Origin of the sequence: Massilia sp. X63 (genome assembly GCF_041023745.1) — a bacterium.
In the GTDB taxonomy this organism is placed as follows: Bacteria; Pseudomonadota; Gammaproteobacteria; order Burkholderiales; family Burkholderiaceae_D; genus Telluria.
Map to the genome: position 1 here is coordinate 146,235 of NZ_JBFTEF010000007.1, position 15,029 is coordinate 161,263.

At 65.7% G+C, this 15,029-nt stretch carries 17 protein-coding genes; 2 read left to right on the plus strand and 15 right to left on the minus strand.

The annotated features are described in order from the left end of the window. Positions 1-78: 78 nt before the first annotated feature. A complete protein-coding gene (locus AB3347_RS15585; protein WP_369092716.1) occupies positions 79-1,332 on the plus strand; it encodes an acyltransferase family protein in 1,254 nt (417 codons plus the stop codon). A 258-nt stretch (positions 1,333-1,590) separates the two neighbouring features. Here the strand turns inward: AB3347_RS15585 and AB3347_RS15590 are convergent, their stop codons facing one another. From AB3347_RS15590 to AB3347_RS15610, 5 genes are all read right to left on the minus strand, one after another. Beyond that, entirely contained in the window at positions 1,591-2,481 is an 891-nt protein-coding gene (locus tag AB3347_RS15590; RefSeq protein ID WP_369092717.1) for an ion transporter, read from the minus strand. Then, positions 2,478-2,903, minus strand: a complete 426-nt coding sequence (locus tag AB3347_RS15595; RefSeq protein ID WP_369092718.1) for a VOC family protein — start codon at positions 2,901-2,903, stop codon at positions 2,478-2,480. Before AB3347_RS15595 ends, AB3347_RS15590 begins: the two co-directional genes overlap by 4 nt. After that, a complete protein-coding gene (locus AB3347_RS15600; protein WP_369092719.1) occupies positions 2,893-3,447 on the minus strand; it encodes an NADPH-dependent FMN reductase in 555 nt (184 codons plus the stop codon). Before AB3347_RS15600 ends, AB3347_RS15595 begins: the two co-directional genes overlap by 11 nt. A gap of 77 nt (positions 3,448-3,524) precedes the next feature. Then, a complete protein-coding gene (locus tag AB3347_RS15605; protein WP_369092720.1) occupies positions 3,525-3,833 on the minus strand; it encodes a hypothetical protein in 309 nt (102 codons plus the stop codon). A 4-nt stretch (positions 3,834-3,837) separates the two neighbouring features. After that, positions 3,838-5,100, minus strand: a complete 1,263-nt coding sequence (locus tag AB3347_RS15610; RefSeq protein WP_369092721.1) for an MFS transporter — start codon at positions 5,098-5,100, stop codon at positions 3,838-3,840. A gap of 247 nt (positions 5,101-5,347) precedes the next feature. Between AB3347_RS15610 and AB3347_RS15615 the strand changes: the two genes are divergently transcribed. Next, entirely contained in the window at positions 5,348-5,947 is a 600-nt protein-coding gene (locus tag AB3347_RS15615; RefSeq protein ID WP_369092722.1) for a PEP-CTERM sorting domain-containing protein, read from the plus strand. Here the strand turns inward: AB3347_RS15615 and ispF are convergent, their stop codons facing one another. From ispF to AB3347_RS15665, 10 genes are read right to left on the minus strand one after another with little or no spacing between them, the layout of a single operon-like run. Continuing rightward, the gene (gene ispF, locus AB3347_RS15620; RefSeq protein ID WP_369092723.1) at positions 5,948-6,463 is read right to left on the minus strand and encodes a 2-C-methyl-D-erythritol 2,4-cyclodiphosphate synthase; all 516 of its coding nucleotides are present in this window, start codon (positions 6,461-6,463) and stop codon (positions 5,948-5,950) included. Between the two features lie 6 nt (positions 6,464-6,469). Continuing rightward, positions 6,470-7,222: a 2-C-methyl-D-erythritol 4-phosphate cytidylyltransferase gene (gene ispD / locus AB3347_RS15625; RefSeq protein WP_369092724.1), complete on the minus strand. Its 753-nt coding sequence runs from the start codon at positions 7,220-7,222 to the stop codon at positions 6,470-6,472. Further along, entirely contained in the window at positions 7,219-7,926 is a 708-nt protein-coding gene (locus AB3347_RS15630) for a hypothetical protein (protein WP_369092725.1), read from the minus strand. Before AB3347_RS15630 ends, ispD begins: the two co-directional genes overlap by 4 nt. A gap of 11 nt (positions 7,927-7,937) precedes the next feature. Next, entirely contained in the window at positions 7,938-8,504 is a 567-nt protein-coding gene (locus AB3347_RS15635; RefSeq protein WP_369092726.1) for an NUDIX domain-containing protein, read from the minus strand. Between the two features lie 55 nt (positions 8,505-8,559). Next, entirely contained in the window at positions 8,560-8,895 is a 336-nt protein-coding gene (locus AB3347_RS15640) for a DUF2818 family protein (RefSeq protein ID WP_369092727.1), read from the minus strand. 12 nt (positions 8,896-8,907) lie between these two features. Then, on the minus strand, positions 8,908-10,422 hold the full coding sequence (gene nuoN / locus AB3347_RS15645) for an NADH-quinone oxidoreductase subunit NuoN (protein WP_369092728.1): 1,515 nt from the start codon (positions 10,420-10,422) through the stop codon (positions 8,908-8,910). A gap of 5 nt (positions 10,423-10,427) precedes the next feature. Then, positions 10,428-11,927 carry an NADH-quinone oxidoreductase subunit M gene (locus AB3347_RS15650; protein ID WP_369092729.1) on the minus strand — a complete coding sequence of 500 codons (1,500 nt, stop codon included), beginning with the start codon at positions 11,925-11,927 and terminating at the stop codon, positions 10,428-10,430. A 25-nt stretch (positions 11,928-11,952) separates the two neighbouring features. Next, positions 11,953-14,019, minus strand: a complete 2,067-nt coding sequence (nuoL, locus tag AB3347_RS15655; RefSeq protein WP_369092730.1) for an NADH-quinone oxidoreductase subunit L — start codon at positions 14,017-14,019, stop codon at positions 11,953-11,955. 39 nt (positions 14,020-14,058) lie between these two features. Further along, on the minus strand, positions 14,059-14,367 hold the full coding sequence (gene nuoK, locus AB3347_RS15660; protein ID WP_027863874.1) for an NADH-quinone oxidoreductase subunit NuoK: 309 nt from the start codon (positions 14,365-14,367) through the stop codon (positions 14,059-14,061). Then, positions 14,364-15,029 carry an NADH-quinone oxidoreductase subunit J gene (locus AB3347_RS15665; RefSeq protein ID WP_369092731.1) on the minus strand — a complete coding sequence of 222 codons (666 nt, stop codon included), beginning with the start codon at positions 15,027-15,029 and terminating at the stop codon, positions 14,364-14,366. Before AB3347_RS15665 ends, nuoK begins: the two co-directional genes overlap by 4 nt.

Here is a 15,029-nt window from a genome sequence, read left to right on the forward strand (position 1 = left end):
CGCTTCGCCACAAAACGCTCGCCGCCGGCGCGCCCGCGCGGCATGCTGGCGCCACTTCTGCAACAACAAGAGCGAGCCATGACCCGACACCTTCCCCCGTCCGCCGCGCGCCTGTATTTCCTCGACTGGGTGCGCATCCTTGCCTTCTTCGTGCTGATCCTCTATCACGTCGGCATGTACTACGTGAGCTGGGACTGGCACGTGAAAAGTCCCTCCGCCGGCACCGGCCCGGAACCCTTCATGATGCTCTCGTCCCCGTGGCGCCTGGGGCTGCTGTTCTTCGTAGCCGGCGCCGCCGCCAGCATCATGCTGCGCAAAGTCGGGACCGCATCCTTCCTGCGCGGACGCAGCGCGCGCCTGCTGGTGCCGCTGGTGTTCGGCATGCTGGTGGTGGTGCCGCCGCAGGCCTACCTCGAAGTGGTCGAGAAGCTCGGCTATGCGGATGGCTACGGCGCATTCATGGGACTGTACCTGCAGGGCTACCAGGGCTTCTGCCGCGAGGACTGCCTGATCCTGCCGACCTGGAACCACCTGTGGTTCGTGGCCTACCTGTGGATCTATACCATGCTGCTCGGCGCCATCGTGGCGGCGCTGGGCACACGCTTCGACCGGATCGCGGCGCGCGCCGGCGCCTGGCTGCAGGGCTGGAAGCTGATCGCGCTGCCCGCCGCCGTACTGGCGCTGGCGCGCATCGGCCTGATGCAACACTTCCCGACCAACCACAGCGTCGTGGGCGACTGGTACAACCATGCGATGTCCTTCGGACCCTTCCTGCTGGGCGCCATGATGGCGCGGGTACCGGCGTTCTGGCCGCGCCTGGCGCCGCTGCGCTGGCCTGCACTCGGGATCGCGGCCGGCGGCTGGGCCCTGCTGGTCGTGTGGGATGCGGTGACCTGGGAGGTCATCACGCCGCAGGCAGTGGCCGTATTGCGCCCGATAATGTACGCCGTGTACGCGCTGCTGGCCTGGAGCGCCATGGTGGCCGCCTGCGGTTTCGCCGCGCGCCACCTGGACCGCGACGGCCCGGCGCGGCGCTACCTGAACGAGGCGATCTTCCCCTTGTATATCGTGCACCAGACCGTGATCGTGGTGCTCGCGCATGCGCTCAAGCCGCTGCGCATCGCGCCGGGCGTCGAGGCCGTGCTGCTGGTGGTGTTCACCCTCACCCTGGGCTTTGGCGTACACGCCATGGTGCGCCGCATCGGCCTGCTGCGGCCCCTGTTCGGGCTGGGGCCGCGGCCTCGGGACGCAGCGCCGCGCCACAGTCCGGCCGGCGCGCCCGCACCGGCGCCGGCTGAGGCAACTGCAGCTGCAGCCGCAGTTGCAAATTAACCGTTCAGTGCGTCTGGGCGCCTGCCGGACGGCTGCCCTGGCCGCCGCCGGATTGTTGTGATTCGCGGCCCGCGCCCTGCTGGCCGCGCTGGGGCGCCTCGCCGTTGCCGCCAGGGCCGGCGGCGCGCGCTTCGCCGTTCGGCCGCGCGAACGGGTCGGCGGCGCTGCGCAGCGCTTCCTGCTGGTTACGGATGCTGCGAGGCTAAAGATCCGACCCGGCAGACGTTTGATGTGCGCCAAAGGTGCGCCGGCCCGGTCTCAGCGCCGGGGCGTCACCGCGGGCAGTGCGGCGCCGCAGTCCTTGCAGAAACGGGCGCCGGCATCGTGGCCGGCCGAGCCGCAGGCCTCGCAAGTACGCGGCAGGCGCACCGGACCGCCGCGGCGGTCGTTGCGGCGCGCCGTCATTTCGGCGGTGACGATGCCGGTCGGCACCGCCAGGATGCCCCAGCCGAGCAGCATCATGAACGAGGCGATCGCCTTGCCGAGCGTCGTGTGCGGCGTGATGTCGCCATAGCCCACCGTGGTCATGGTGACGATGGCCCAGTACATCGCGGTCGGGATGCTGGTATAACCGTGCTGTGGCCCTTCCACCACATACATGATCGTGCCCAGGATCAGGACCGCCATCAGCACCACCGACAGGAACACCAGGATCTTGCGGCGGCTTGCAGCCAGGGCCTCGCCCAGCCGCGTGTACTCCTCGATGTAGAGGGTCAGCTTGAAGATGCGGAACACGCGCAGCAGGCGCAGGATGCGGATGTCGAGCAGCGCTTCGCTGCCCGGCACCAGCAGGGACACGAAGGTGGGCAGCACCGACAGCAGGTCGACGATGCCGTAGAAGCTGGCGGCGTAGCGCAGGGGCTGGCGCACGCATAGCAGGCGGGCCGCGTATTCGATCGTGAACAGCAGCGTGAAGCCCCATTCGAGCACGTGCATCAGGTCGGCATGACGCTCCCGGATCATTGGCACGCTGTCGAGCACGACCACCAGGATGCTGAGCAGGATCGCCACCACCAGCCCGATGTCGAAGCGCCGCCCGGCGGTCGAATCGCTGAGGAAGATCACGTCGTACAGGCGGCCGCGCCAGCCGTCCGGACGGCCGTAGCGGGCCGGACGTTGACCGGCTTGCGGGGTGGCGCTGGCCTTCATCGGGCGTACGGCGCTCCCTTGAGCTCGACCATGTTGCGTTCGGGGTCGAGCAGGTAGATCGACGGGCCGTCGCCCTCGGCGCCGTAGCGCGATTCGACCGGACCGGCGGGCACGCCGTGCGACGCAAGGTGGCGCCTGATCGCCGCTTCGTCGAAGGGTTCGACGCGCAGGCACAGGTGGTCGAGGTTGCGCCCGCCGACGCCCGGCGCGGCCCCACCCTCGCGGCCCAGCTGGCTGTCGACGGGCACCAGGTCGATCAGGGAATGGCCGGCGCGCAGCTGGACCAGGCCGATCTCGTCGAGGCGGCGCTCGACGCGGCAGCCCAGCACCTCGCCGTAGAAGGCGATCATGGCATCGAGGTCGGCCACCCGCAGCACGATGTGGTCGAGCCCGCGTACGGCGATCGGATGCTCACTTTGCATGGCGTTCGACCCAGGCGGCAAAGGTATCGATGAAGGTCTGGAAGAAGGCGCGGCTGGAATCGTCGACCAGCCTGTCGCCGTCGTACTTGCCGGCCACCATGCCGACATAGGCTTCCGGCGCCGGCATGCAGGGCATGTCGAGGAATGGCAGCATCTGGCGCAGGTGGTGGTTGGCGCCGAAGCCGCCCAGCGCGCCGGGCGAGACGCTGACCACCGCGCAGGGCTTGCCGGCAAAGGCCGCCTTGCCGTAGGGGCGCGAACCGACGTCGATCGCATTCTTCAGCGCGCCCGGCACCGAGCGGTTGTATTCCGGCGTGCAGAACAGGACGCCATCGGCCTGGCCGATGCGCTCGCGAAACTCGGTGAAGGCCGCCGACGGGTGCTCGGTCTCGTCGTCCTGGTTGTACAGCGGCAGGTCGCGGATCTCGACGATCTCCATGTCCAAGCCGGGCGGCGCCAATTCGATCATCGAGTGCGCCACCTTGCGGGTGAACGAGTCCTTGCGCAGGCTGCCGACGAGGACGGCGATTTTCTTGGTGTCCATGGTATTCCTTTCGAGTTCGGTCGCAAAGCCTGATGTTAACCATTTTCACAATATTGCGCTGAGCGGGTGCCTTCCGCCTAGATCCGCAGGCGCCGGCGCTCTTCGACGAAGCGCTTGAGCGCGGCCTTGCTCATCACCACCACCGGATCGCCATGCCAGGCATACAGGTAGGGCTCGCCGCCCAGGCGGTCGGTGAGCTTGGCGGACACCAGGAAGCAGGTGCCGACCGGATAGCGTTCCGGATCGGACAGCTGGCGTGCACACTGCACCCGCAGCGAGGTCGCATAGGCCTGCCCCGAGACCGGCCGGATCGCGACCCGCCCGCTGCGGGGATCGCGGAAGGATTCGACCGCGACCTCGCGGTAGGCCCAGGCTTCGCGCGCCATCGGTTCAGCCTTTCGCGAGCGCGGCCGGGCGCGCCAGCTTCGCTTCGCGGATCGGCAGGTTGACCAGCGCGGCCGCCAGCGCCAGCAGGATATCCGCGTACCACATCCAGGTGTAGTCGCCGAAGCGCACGAAGGACAGGCCGCCCAGCCAGGCGCCGAAGAAGCCGCCGATCTGGTGCGACAGCAGGGTCATGCCGAACAGGGTCGCCAGGTAGCGCATGCCGAACAGCTTGCCCACCAGGCCGGCCGTGGGCGGCACGGTCGCCAGCCAGGTGAAGCCGAGGGCCGCGGCGAACAGGTAGAAGCTGAGCGCGGTCTTGGGCGCCAGCAGGTAGATCACGATGATCAGGGCGCGGCTGCCGTAGATGCATGCCAGCAGCCACTTCATGCGGTAGCGGCTCGCCAGCGCGCCGGCGGCCAGGCTGCCGCCAATGTTGAACAGGCCGATCAGCGCGAGCGCCGTGGCCGACACGCCGGCCGGCAGGCCGCACAAGGCCACTTCCTGCGGCAGGTGGGTGACCAGGAAGGCGATGTGGAAGCCGCAGGTGAAGAAGCCCAGGTGCAGGCACAGGTAGCTGCGGTCGCGCATGGCCTGGCGCAGCTGTTCGGTAAGCGTCATGGCCGGCGCCGCCAGGGCAGCCGCGGCCGCGGCAGTGGCCGTCGCCGGGGCGACAAGGGGCGCGACCGGCTGCTTGCGCATGCCCAGCGCCAGCGGAATGGTGAGCAGGGTCGTGGCCGCCATGACCAGCATCGCGATCACCCAGCCGGCGCCGGCGATGATCGCCTGCATCAGGGGCGCGAACACGAACTGGCCGAAGGAGCCGCCGGCATTGATGAAGCCGGACGCGAAGGCGCGCCGCTCGCTGGGCAGGCGCTGCGCGGTCGCGCCGATCAGGATCGAGAAACTGCCCGCCCCTGCTCCGGCCGCGGACAGGAGGCCCATGGTGAGCAGCAGGCCCCATTCGGAATCGACGAAGGGCGTAGCGGCGGTGCCCGCAGCGAGCATGATGCCGCCGATCACGATGACGCGCGCCGCGCCGTACTTGTCGGCGATCGCGCCGAAGACCGGTTGCGAGGCGCCCCACATGAGCTGGGCCACGGCCATCGCGAAGCTGATGCTGGCGATACCGAGGCCGGTCGAGGTGTTGATCGGCGACAGGAACAGGCCGGTGGTGAGGCGCGCACCCATGGTAATCATCAGGATGGCGCTGGCGGCCAGGATCAGCATCCAGGCCGCGCGCGGTGTCATGTCGGTGCGGGTGTCCATACGTGTTCTTCGATCGGGGCTTCCGGCGGGGGTGCGGGACAGCGTAACAATCCGGCATTGTAGTGCATTGCCACGCGCACCCAGGGTGGGCCGGTTCGATCGAAGGACGGCCGGTGTCGACGGTCTTTACACCCTGCGGAATGCGCGCCTGGACGTGATGGTCTATGTCCTTGAATTAACGTAATTGTTTCTCATTGGCACAGCAATTGCTTGCATGTAGGAATAATTTCCGACAAGGAGAACCACCATGAAACTGCGGAAACTGGCCCTCGCGGCCTGCGCTTCGCTCCTGCTGGCCGGTCCGGGCACGGCCGGCGCCGCACCGATCGTCAACCAGGACAACCCGACGATGCTCGGGGGCTTCTGCGGCATGGGCTTGGCCTTCGCCTGCGGACAGTCCTTCAAGCAGAGCGCCGACAATATTTCCGGCGCCGGCATCTTCGTCCACCCCGCCTGGTACACCGCGACCAGTACCGACGTGACGATCGGGATCTTCGATGCGATCAGCGGCGGGAACATGCTGGCGCACGGGACGGCCACCAGGATCGACAGCAGCAGCGGCTGGGTGGACGTGTTCTGGAACCCGGTCGCGCTGGACACCGGTACGCAGTATTTCCTGCGCCTGAGCGCCAGCAACACGGACCTGGTTGCCGCCTATGCGAACTACCGTTCTTACGCGAACGGCACCGCCTTCCATGACGCATGGCCCTACCTGGGCTACGACCTGACGTTCAGGACCTATTCGGACGATGGCGCCGGCGCCGTGCCGGAACCGGCATCGCTGGCCCTGCTGGGCGCGGGCCTGCTGGGCTTCGCGGCGCGCCGCCGCCGGCAAGCCGCACGCTGATCAGGCCTGGGCGGCGCGCACCAGCAGCGATACCGCTTCCGCCGCCATGCCCTCTTCGCGCCCGAGGAAGCCGAGCTTTTCGTTGGTCTTGGCCTTGATGTTGACCTGCTGCGGCGACACGCCCAGGTCTTCGGCGATGCGCGACACCATCTGCGGGATGTGCGGCGCCATCTTCGGCTGCTGGGCAATGATGGTCGCGTCGATGTTGCCGATGGTGTAGCCGGTCGCCACCACGCGGTGCGCCACCTCGCGCAGCAGGGTGCGCGAATCGGCGCCGGCGAACATCGGGTCGGTGTCCGGGAAATGCTTGCCGATGTCGCCCAGGGCGGCGGCGCCCAGCAGCGAATCGATGATCGCGTGCAGCAGCACGTCGGCGTCGGAGTGGCCGAGCAGGCCGAGGCGGTGCGGGATGGTCACGCCGCCGACGATGAGCTTGCGCCCCTCGACCAGCGCGTGGCAGTCGTAGCCGGTTCCGATGCGGAACGGCGGGGTGGGATTGAAGGATGCTTGTACCATGGTCGTTTAGTTCGCTTCGTTGTCTTTCGGTTCTTTGCGGAAGGCTGCTAGGTAGATCTCGGCAATGCGGATGTCGGCCGGCAGCGTGACTTTCAGGTTGCGGGGATGTCCTTCCACCAACTTGGGGGCCAGTCCCAGCGCTTCAACCGCGCTGGCGTCGTCGGTAATCGCGGACGGGTCGGTCGCGGCATCCAGTGCACGGCACAGCAGCTGGTAGTGGAACATCTGCGGCGTCTGGGCCAGCCAGAGGCCGTCGCGCGCGACCGTGCCGCTGACCGCCGCGCCGGTCACGCTGCGCTTGACGGTGTCGACCACCGGCAGCGCCAGCAGCCCGCCGGCCGGGTGCTCTCCAGTTTCGACGATCAGGCGTTCGATCAGTTCCGCATCGAGCCCCGGTCGCGCGGCGTCATGGACCAGGACCCAGTCGTCGGCCGCCACTTGCCCGTGCAGCAGGCGCAGGCCGTTGCGGATCGATTCCATGCGGGTAGCGCCGCCGCAGCGCAGCACGGTCACGCCATCATGCGGGGCGACGCCGTCGATGAACGGGTCGTCCGGGCTCACCACCACATAGGTATGCGCGACCAGGGGACTGGAGCGGAAGGCATCGATGGTGTGGCGCAGCATCGGCTTGCCGCCGATCTGCAGGTACTGCTTGGGGCTGCCGGCCGCCATGCGGGCGCCGACCCCGGCTGCCGGGAGCAAGGCGAAATAGCGTTGCGAACTCCCTGGGGGTGTTGGTGCTGCTGTGTGCTTGCTCATGTCTTGCGTTTTTGTACAGGGCGAATCAGCGACTGTACCTCACCTCCGCAAACCTTGCCGAGGCGGGCATATTCTTGCGGCGAATCGATGGCCGCCTGCAGCGCCTCGACCTTCGCCATCTCGCTCTTAATATAGGGCATCCAGCCGTGGTCGATCTCGCGCTGGAGCAGGCTTTGCGACTGGCCGATGCGGGCATACAGCGGCTTGTCGCCGAAGCGCCGCTCCAGGGCCTGGCGCACCCGCGCCTCGGCCTTGGGCAGGTAGTCGAGGTAGGCGTTCAGGTGGCGCATCTCGTGCGCCAGCAGCTCGTCGTAGGCGCAGGAGCCGGGCCGGAATTCGCGGCCGATGTAGACCACGATCGGCGGATAGGTGAGCTTGACCTCGATATGTGGAGCGATGCACTCGTAGCCGCTGGCCGGGTCGCTCAACAGGCGTCCGCCGACCTTGATGCCGACCACCGACTCGGTGCGGGTCAGCCCCAGTACGACCTGGTTGGCGCGGGCCCGGCCCTTCATCGTCGTCAGCGCGCGGTAGCCGACCGTGTTGTCGATGCGGAAGCCGTGCTGGGTGCCGATCAGTACCGACAGCGACTCGTCCATGCTGCCCTCGCAGCGTGCCTGGAACGCGCTGCGCTCGGCGGCCTGGGCGCCGCACGCTCCGAGCGCGGCCCAGCACAGCACGGCGAGCACGGGCAACCGCGGCATGGGATCAGCCGTCAGGCCGCGCAGGCCGGGGTCCAGGCGCCGGACAGGATCTTCTCGAGCCAGAAAGTACCGATGATGGTCTTCACGTCGGTGATCTCGCCACGCTTCACCATGTCGAGCAGTTCGGGCACGGTGACGCTGAAGGTTTCGAGGAACTCGCCCTCGTCGAGCTTCTGCGCGCCGGCAGTGAGATCCTCGGCCAGGAACAGCTCCAGGTGCTCGTCGGAATAAGCGATCGCGTTGTGGATGGTGCAGACGAAGCGCCATTTGGCGGCCGTGTAGCCGGTCTCTTCCTCGAGCTCGCGCTTGGCGCAGTCGAGGTGGTCTTCGCCCGGGTCGATCTTCCCGGCCGGGAACTCGATGAAGACCTGCCGGTTCGGGTAGCGGAACTGGCGTTCGAGCAGGACGCGGCCGTCCGGCAGAAGCGGCAGGATCACGACCGCGCCGGGGTGGCGGATGAACTCACGGTGGGAAATCGAACCGTCGGGCAGCTGGATCTTGTCGCGCTCGACTTTGAGGAAAGGACCATCGTAGACCACGCCGCCGTCGAGGCGGGTTTCGTTCAATTCGAGCGTCATGCAGGCTCCGTATCGAGGTTCATGGGGTGAGCGGCTTGGCCGCCCACCACCATATTCAACGGCGCTGCTTGCGCAGGTAACGCAGGACGAAACCGGGGAAGGCCAGCACCAGGAACAGGCAGCCGGTGATCGCATAGAACTCCCAGTTCTGCGCGAACACGCCGCCGATCCGGGATTCCAGCATGCGAGCCAGGAAGCCGACGACGAAGTATAAAACAATTAACTCGAGCAGGCGCAGCGGGAGGGACTTCGTGCGCAGGGAGGGAGTGGCGCCAGCGGCCGGCTTCGGGCTCAGGCGGATGACACCGAAGACGCGCTCGCTGAGGAAAGGCAGGTTGGCGGCCGCGATCGAAATCGCGACCACCAGCCAGGCTGCCAGGGAAGAATCCACCGGCGGGCCCGATTACTTGGCCAGGGTTGCCTGCATGGTGGTGTAGCACACCGCCAGCAGCCAGCCCGGGACGATACCCAGCAGGACCACGGCCACGCCGTTGATCGACATCACGGCGCGCATGTCGGCCGGGGTGTTGATCGGGGCGGTGTCCACGGCTTCGTCGAACCAGATGGTCTTGACGATGCGCAGGTAGTAGAAGGCGCCCACCAGCGAGAACAGCACGGCCACCACGGCCAGCCACACCATGCCGGCATTGGCGACGGCCTGCAGCACCGCCCACTTGGCCATGAAGCCGACCATCGGCGGCACGCCCGCCAGCGAGAACATCAGGACGGTCATGACGATCGCGAACCACGGCGAACGCTTGCCCAGGCCCTTGAAGTCGGCGATGGTTTCGGCCTCATGGCCGGCGCGCGCCAGCATCATGATCAAGCCGAAGCTGCCGACCGTGGTCAGGACGTAGGTGATCGTGTAATACATGGCGGCGCTGTACGACGCGGCGGCATTGGTGCTGTCGCCGCCCACCACACCGGTCATCATGCCCAGCACCACGAAGCCCATCTGGGCGATGGTCGAGTAGGCCAGCATGCGCTTGATGTTGGTCTGTGCGATCGCAGTGATGTTACCCACGGCCAGCGACAGCACGGCCAGCACCAGCAGCATCTGCTGCCAGTCGAAGGCCATGGCCGGCAGGCCTTCCACCAGCAGGCGGATCACCATGGCGAAGGTCGCCAGCTTCGGCGCGCCGCCCAGCAGCAGGGTGACCGAGGTCGGGGCGCCCTGCACCACGTCCGGCACCCACATGTGGAACGGGACCACGCCCAGCTTGAAGGCGAGGCCGGCGACCACGAACACCAGGCCGAAGACCAGGATGTTCTGGTTGGCGCCCGCGGCGCTGCTGACCTGGTTGATGGCGTCGATGTTGAGCGAGCCGGTGGCGCCGTAGATCATCGACATGCCATACAGCAGGAAGCCCGAGGACAGCGCGCCCAGGATGAAGTACTTCATCGCGGCTTCGGTCGAGATCGCGTGATCGCGGCGCATTGCCACCAGCGCGTACAGCGACAGCGACATCAGTTCCACGCCCAGGTAGATCGACAGCATGCTGTTACCCGAGATCATGATCATCTGGCCGAGCATCGAGAACAGCGCGAGCACATAGAACTCGCCGCCCAGGTTGCCGGACATCATGGCGCGGTCGCCGGTGTACTGGCGCGAATACACCAGGGTCATGGCGGTGGCCACGTAGGTCACCAGTTTGAGCAGGTTGGACATCGGGTCCGACACGTACATGCCATTGAAGGTGAAGACGGTCGCACCGGCGCTCATGTCGGCGAAGGTGAGCACGCCGCAGCCGAAGATGGCCAGCAGGGTCAGCACGTACGTCAGGTGGCGCTTGCCCTCCTTCAGGAACATGTCGATCAGCAGGATCGCGGAAGCCGCGATCAGCAGGAAGATTTCGGCATAGACCGGCGCCAGATTGGTGTCGGCCGCTGCTAACAATGTGGAGTTCATTTCATTCATGGCTTTTATTGAGGCACTTTGCTGACTGCGACGTGTTGCAGGAGGTCGGTCACCGACACCTGCAGCGTCTCGGCGATCGGCGCCGGGTACAGGCCCATCCACAGGGTGGCGATGGCCAGCACGCCCAGGATGGCGAATTCACGGCCGTTCAGGTCGGTCAGTTCGGCGACGTGCTTGTTGCCGATCGGGCCGAACACGACGCGCTTGACCATCCACAGCGAGTAGGCGGCGCCCAGGATCAGGGCAGTGCCCGCAGCCAGGCCGGTCCAGAAGTTGAATTCGACGGCGCCCAGGATCACCATGAATTCGCCGATGAAGCCCGAGGTGGCCGGCAGGCCGGCGTTGGCCATCGAGAACAGCACGGCGAAGGCGGCGAACTTCGGCATCGTGTTGACGACGCCGCCGTAGTCGGCGATTTCACGCGAGTGGACGCGGTCGTACAGCACGCCGATGCACAGGAACATCGCGCCCGACACGAAGCCGTGCGAGATCGACTGCATCAGGCCGCCCTGCACGCCCAGGTCGTTGAACATGAAGAAGCCCAGGGTGACGAAGCCCATGTGGGCGATCGACGAGTACGCAACCAGTTTCTTCATGTCCTTCTGGACCAGGGCCACCAGGCCGATGTAGATCACGGCGATCAGGGACAAGGCGATGACGACCGGGGCCAGGTAGTGCGAGGCGTCCGGGGCGATCGGCAGCGAGAAACGGAGGAAACCGTAGGCGCCCAGCTTCAGCATGATCGCGGCCAGCACCACGGAACCGCCGGTCGGCGCTTCCACGTGGGCGTCCGGCAGCCAGGTGTGCACCGGCCACATCGGGACCTTCACGGCGAAGGCCATGAAGAAGGCGATGAAGATCAGTATCTGCTCGTTCATCGTGAGCGGCAGCTTGTGCCATTCGAGGATGTCGAAGGAACCCGAAGCGTTGTACAGGTAGATGATCGCGACCAGGGTCAGCAGCGAGCCGAAGAAGGTGTACAGGAAGAACTTGAATGCTGCGTACACACGGTTCGGGCCGCCGAATACGCCGATGATGATGTACATCGGGATCAGGGTGGCTTCGAAGAAGAAGTAGAACAGCAGGCCGTCCAGCGAGGCGAACACGCCGATCATCAGGCCCGACAGGATCAGGAAGGAACCCATGTACTGGCCGATGCGCTCTTCGATCACCTGCCATGCCGCCAGCACCACGATGATGGTGATGAAGGCGGTCAGCGGCACGAACCACAGCGACAGGCCGTCCACGCCCAGCTTGTAGAACACGTTGAAGCGTTCGATCCAGGTGGCGGCTTCATAGAACTGCATGCCGTGCGCGCTGCTGTCGAAGTTCATGATCAGCGGCAGGGTCGGCAGGAAGCTGACCACCGCGCCGACCAGGGCCAGCAGGCGGGTGAAGCCGGCGTTCTTGTCGCGGCCGACGGCCAGCACGATCAGGCCGAAGACGATCGGGAGCCAGATCGCCAGGCTCAGGTAAGGAGGAAATGTAGAAATTGACTGCATCATTTTTCGCTTTTCTTATCTGCCTGTATTAACCGCGCCAGAACGGGAAGAACCACAGCAGGGTTGCCAGCACGCCGACGATCATCACGAACGCGTAGTGGTAGATGTAGCCCGTCTGGAAGGTACGGGTGATCGTCGAGAACCAGCCGACCAGCTTGGCCGAACCGTTGACCAGCAGGCCGTCGATCAGGCCGCGATCGCCCACTTTCCACAGGCCGCCACCGATGGCGCGCGCGCCGCCGGCGAACACGACATCGTTGAACTTGTCCATGTAGTACTTGTTGTCCAGCAGGGTGTGCAGCGGCTTGAACTTGGCGTAGAACCAGGCCGGGACGCGCGGATTCACCATGTAGCAGTAGTACGCGGTCGCGACGCCGGCCAGTGCCAGCCAGAACGGTGCGGTCTGCAGGCCGTGCAGGGCCATCGCCATCGGGCCGTGGAACATTTCGTTCAGTTCCGCCATCGCCGGATGGTTCGGGCTGACGAAGATCACGTCCTTGAAGAAGTCGCCGTGCAGCATCGGGCCGATGGCCAGGTAACCGATGATGACCGACGGGATCGCCAGCAGGACCAGCGGCAGGGTCACGACCCATGGCGACTCGTGCGGCTTGTCGCCCGGCTGCAGGCCGTGGTGATGATGGTCGTCGTGCGCATCGTGCGCGTCTTCTTCGTTATGCGCGTCCGAATCGTGGCCGTGGCTGTGCGGCTGCGGCTTGTTCCAGCGCGATTCGCCATGGAACACCAGGAAGTACATGCGGAACGAGTAGAAGGCGGTCACGAACACGCCGGCCAGCACGGCGAAGTTGGCGAAGCCGGCGCCCGGCAGGTTCGATGCGTGCACTGCTTCGATGATCGAGTCCTTCGAGTAGAAGCCCGAGAAGAACGGGGTACCGATCAGGGCCAGCGAGCCGAGCAGCGAGGTGATCCAGGTGATCGGCATGTACTTGCGCAGGCCGCCCATGTTGCGCATGTCCTGGTCGTGGTGCATGCCGATGATGACCGAACCCGCGCCGAGGAACAGCAGCGCCTTGAAGAAGGCGTGGGTCATCAGGTGGAACACGGCCACCGAGTAGGCCGACACGCCCAGCGCGACGGTCATGTAGCCCAGCTGCGAAAGCGTGGAATAAGCAACAACGCGCTTGATGTCGTTCTGGATGATGCCCAGGAAGCCCATGAACAGCGCGGTGATCGAGCCGATCACGATGATGAAGCTCAGTGCGCCGTCCGACAGCTCGAACAGCGGCGACATGCGCGACACCATGAAGATACCGGCGGTAACCATGGTTGCGGCGTGGATCAGCGCCGAGATCGGGGTCGGGCCTTCCATCGAGTCCGGCAGCCAGACGTGCAGCGGGAACTGCGCCGACTTGCCCATCGCGCCGATGAACAGGCAGATGCAGGCGGCGGTCAGCAGCGGCCAGCCGATGCCCGGCACGGTCATGCCGGCCAGCTTGTCGGCCTGCGCGAACACGTCGGTGTACTGCATCGAGCCGGAAGCGGCCAGCAGCAGGCCGATGCCGAGGATGAAGCCGAAGTCGCCGACACGGTTGACCAGGAAGGCCTTCATGTTGGCGAAGATCGCGGTCGGACGGGTATACCAGAAGCCGATCAGGAGGTACGAGACCAGGCCCACCGCTTCCCAGCCGAAGAACAGCTGCAGGAAGTTGTTGGACATGACCAGCATCAGCATCGAGAAGGTGAACAGCGAGATGTACGAGAAGAAGCGGTTGTAGCCTTCGTCCTCGGCCATGTAGCCGATCGTGTAGATGTGGACCATCAGCGACACCGAGGTGACCACGCACATCATCATGGCCGACAGGGTGTCGATCTGGAAGCCGACGGCCAGCTTGAGCGTGCCGACGTGCATCCAGGTGTAGATGTCTTCATTGAAGGTGGCGCCGCCGAGCACCGCCATCAGGGTCTGGACCGAGATGATCAGCGCGATCAGGACACCCAGGATGGTCGCGGTGTGCGACACCTTGCGGCCGACCACGTTGCCGAAGAACTTGGTACCGAGCAGGCCGGCGATCGCCGAGCCTGCCAGCGGCGCCAGAGGCACCGCCAGTAACATTGAGGAAGAGAGTTGCCCCGCCATTGTTGAACCTTAATCGTTATTGTTAATCAGCCGAGACCATCAGCCCTTCAGGCTGTCGAGGTCTTCCACATTGATCGTGTCCAGGTTACGGAACAGGACCACCAGGATCGCCAGGCCGATTGCCGATTCGGCGGCCGCGACGGTCAGAATGAAGAACACGAAGATCTGCCCTGCCGCGTCTCCGAGGTAGTGCGAGAACGCGACGAAGTTCAGGTTCACCGCCAGCAGCATCAGTTCGACGGCCATCAGCAGGATGATGATGTTCTTCCGGTTCAGGAAGATGCCGATCACCGAGATCGCGAACAGGATCGCGCCCAGGATCAGGTAATGTGCGAGCGACAAAGTCATGGTGCCTCCTTCGGTGCGGCTGCCGTTGCTGCTGCTGCTTGTTCGGCGGCTGCTGCATCGATGGCGCGCTGGTTGACCGCATCCATCTTGACGATGCGCAGGCGGTCGTTACGCTTGACGCGGACGGCGAGGCCCGGGTCGATTGCTTTGGTGTCCTTGCGCTTGCGCAGGGTCAGGGCGACGGCGGCCACGATCGCCACCAGCAGGATCACGGCTGCGATCTCGAAGCCGTAGATGTACTTGGTGTAGATCAAGAGGCCCAGTTCCTTGGTGCCGCCGATGTTGGCGGCGGCAGCGGCAGGGGACTGCTCGAAGTCGAGGAAGCCGCGCCACAGGACGGCGGCCATCTCGAGCACGATCAGGGCGCCGATGCCCGAGGCCAGCGGCAGGTAACCCCAGAAGCCTTCGCGCATGCGGTCGATATTAATGTCGAGCATCATGACGACGAACAGGAACAGCACCATCACGGCGCCGACGTAGACCAGCACCAGCACGATGGCCAGGAACTCGGCCTTCAGCAGCAGCCAGATGCCGGCCGCGTTGAAGAACGCGAGCACCAGGAACAGCGCGGCGTGCACCGGGTTCTTGGTGGTAATAACGCGCAGCGAGGCCAGCACCATGATGGCCGCGAACGCGTAGAACAGGAAGGAGGTGAATTCCAT

Bases quoted from the DNA above. Each gene is read 5' to 3' on its own strand.
- AB3347_RS15585 (WP_369092716.1), top strand. From the start codon at position 79: ATGACCCGACACCTTCCCCCGTCCGCCGCGCGCCTGTATTTCCTCGAC.
- AB3347_RS15590 (WP_369092717.1), bottom strand. From the start codon at position 2,481: ATGAAGGCCAGCGCCACCCCGCAAGCCGGTCAACGTCCGGCCCGCTAC.
- AB3347_RS15595 (WP_369092718.1), bottom strand. From the start codon at position 2,903: ATGCAAAGTGAGCATCCGATCGCCGTACGCGGGCTCGACCACATCGTG.
- AB3347_RS15600 (WP_369092719.1), bottom strand. From the start codon at position 3,447: ATGGACACCAAGAAAATCGCCGTCCTCGTCGGCAGCCTGCGCAAGGAC.
- AB3347_RS15605 (WP_369092720.1), bottom strand. From the start codon at position 3,833: ATGGCGCGCGAAGCCTGGGCCTACCGCGAGGTCGCGGTCGAATCCTTC.
- AB3347_RS15610 (WP_369092721.1), bottom strand. From the start codon at position 5,100: ATGGACACCCGCACCGACATGACACCGCGCGCGGCCTGGATGCTGATC.
- AB3347_RS15615 (WP_369092722.1), top strand. From the start codon at position 5,348: ATGAAACTGCGGAAACTGGCCCTCGCGGCCTGCGCTTCGCTCCTGCTG.
- ispF (WP_369092723.1), bottom strand. From the start codon at position 6,463: ATGGTACAAGCATCCTTCAATCCCACCCCGCCGTTCCGCATCGGAACC.
- ispD (WP_369092724.1), bottom strand. From the start codon at position 7,222: ATGAGCAAGCACACAGCAGCACCAACACCCCCAGGGAGTTCGCAACGC.
- AB3347_RS15630 (WP_369092725.1), bottom strand. From the start codon at position 7,926: ATGCCGCGGTTGCCCGTGCTCGCCGTGCTGTGCTGGGCCGCGCTCGGA.
- AB3347_RS15635 (WP_369092726.1), bottom strand. From the start codon at position 8,504: ATGACGCTCGAATTGAACGAAACCCGCCTCGACGGCGGCGTGGTCTAC.
- nuoN (WP_369092728.1), bottom strand. From the start codon at position 10,422: ATGAATGAAATGAACTCCACATTGTTAGCAGCGGCCGACACCAATCTG.
- AB3347_RS15650 (WP_369092729.1), bottom strand. From the start codon at position 11,927: ATGATGCAGTCAATTTCTACATTTCCTCCTTACCTGAGCCTGGCGATC.
- nuoL (WP_369092730.1), bottom strand. From the start codon at position 14,019: ATGGCGGGGCAACTCTCTTCCTCAATGTTACTGGCGGTGCCTCTGGCG.
- nuoK (WP_027863874.1), bottom strand. From the start codon at position 14,367: ATGACTTTGTCGCTCGCACATTACCTGATCCTGGGCGCGATCCTGTTC.
- AB3347_RS15665 (WP_369092731.1), bottom strand. From the start codon at position 15,029: ATGGAATTCACCTCCTTCCTGTTCTACGCGTTCGCGGCCATCATGGTG.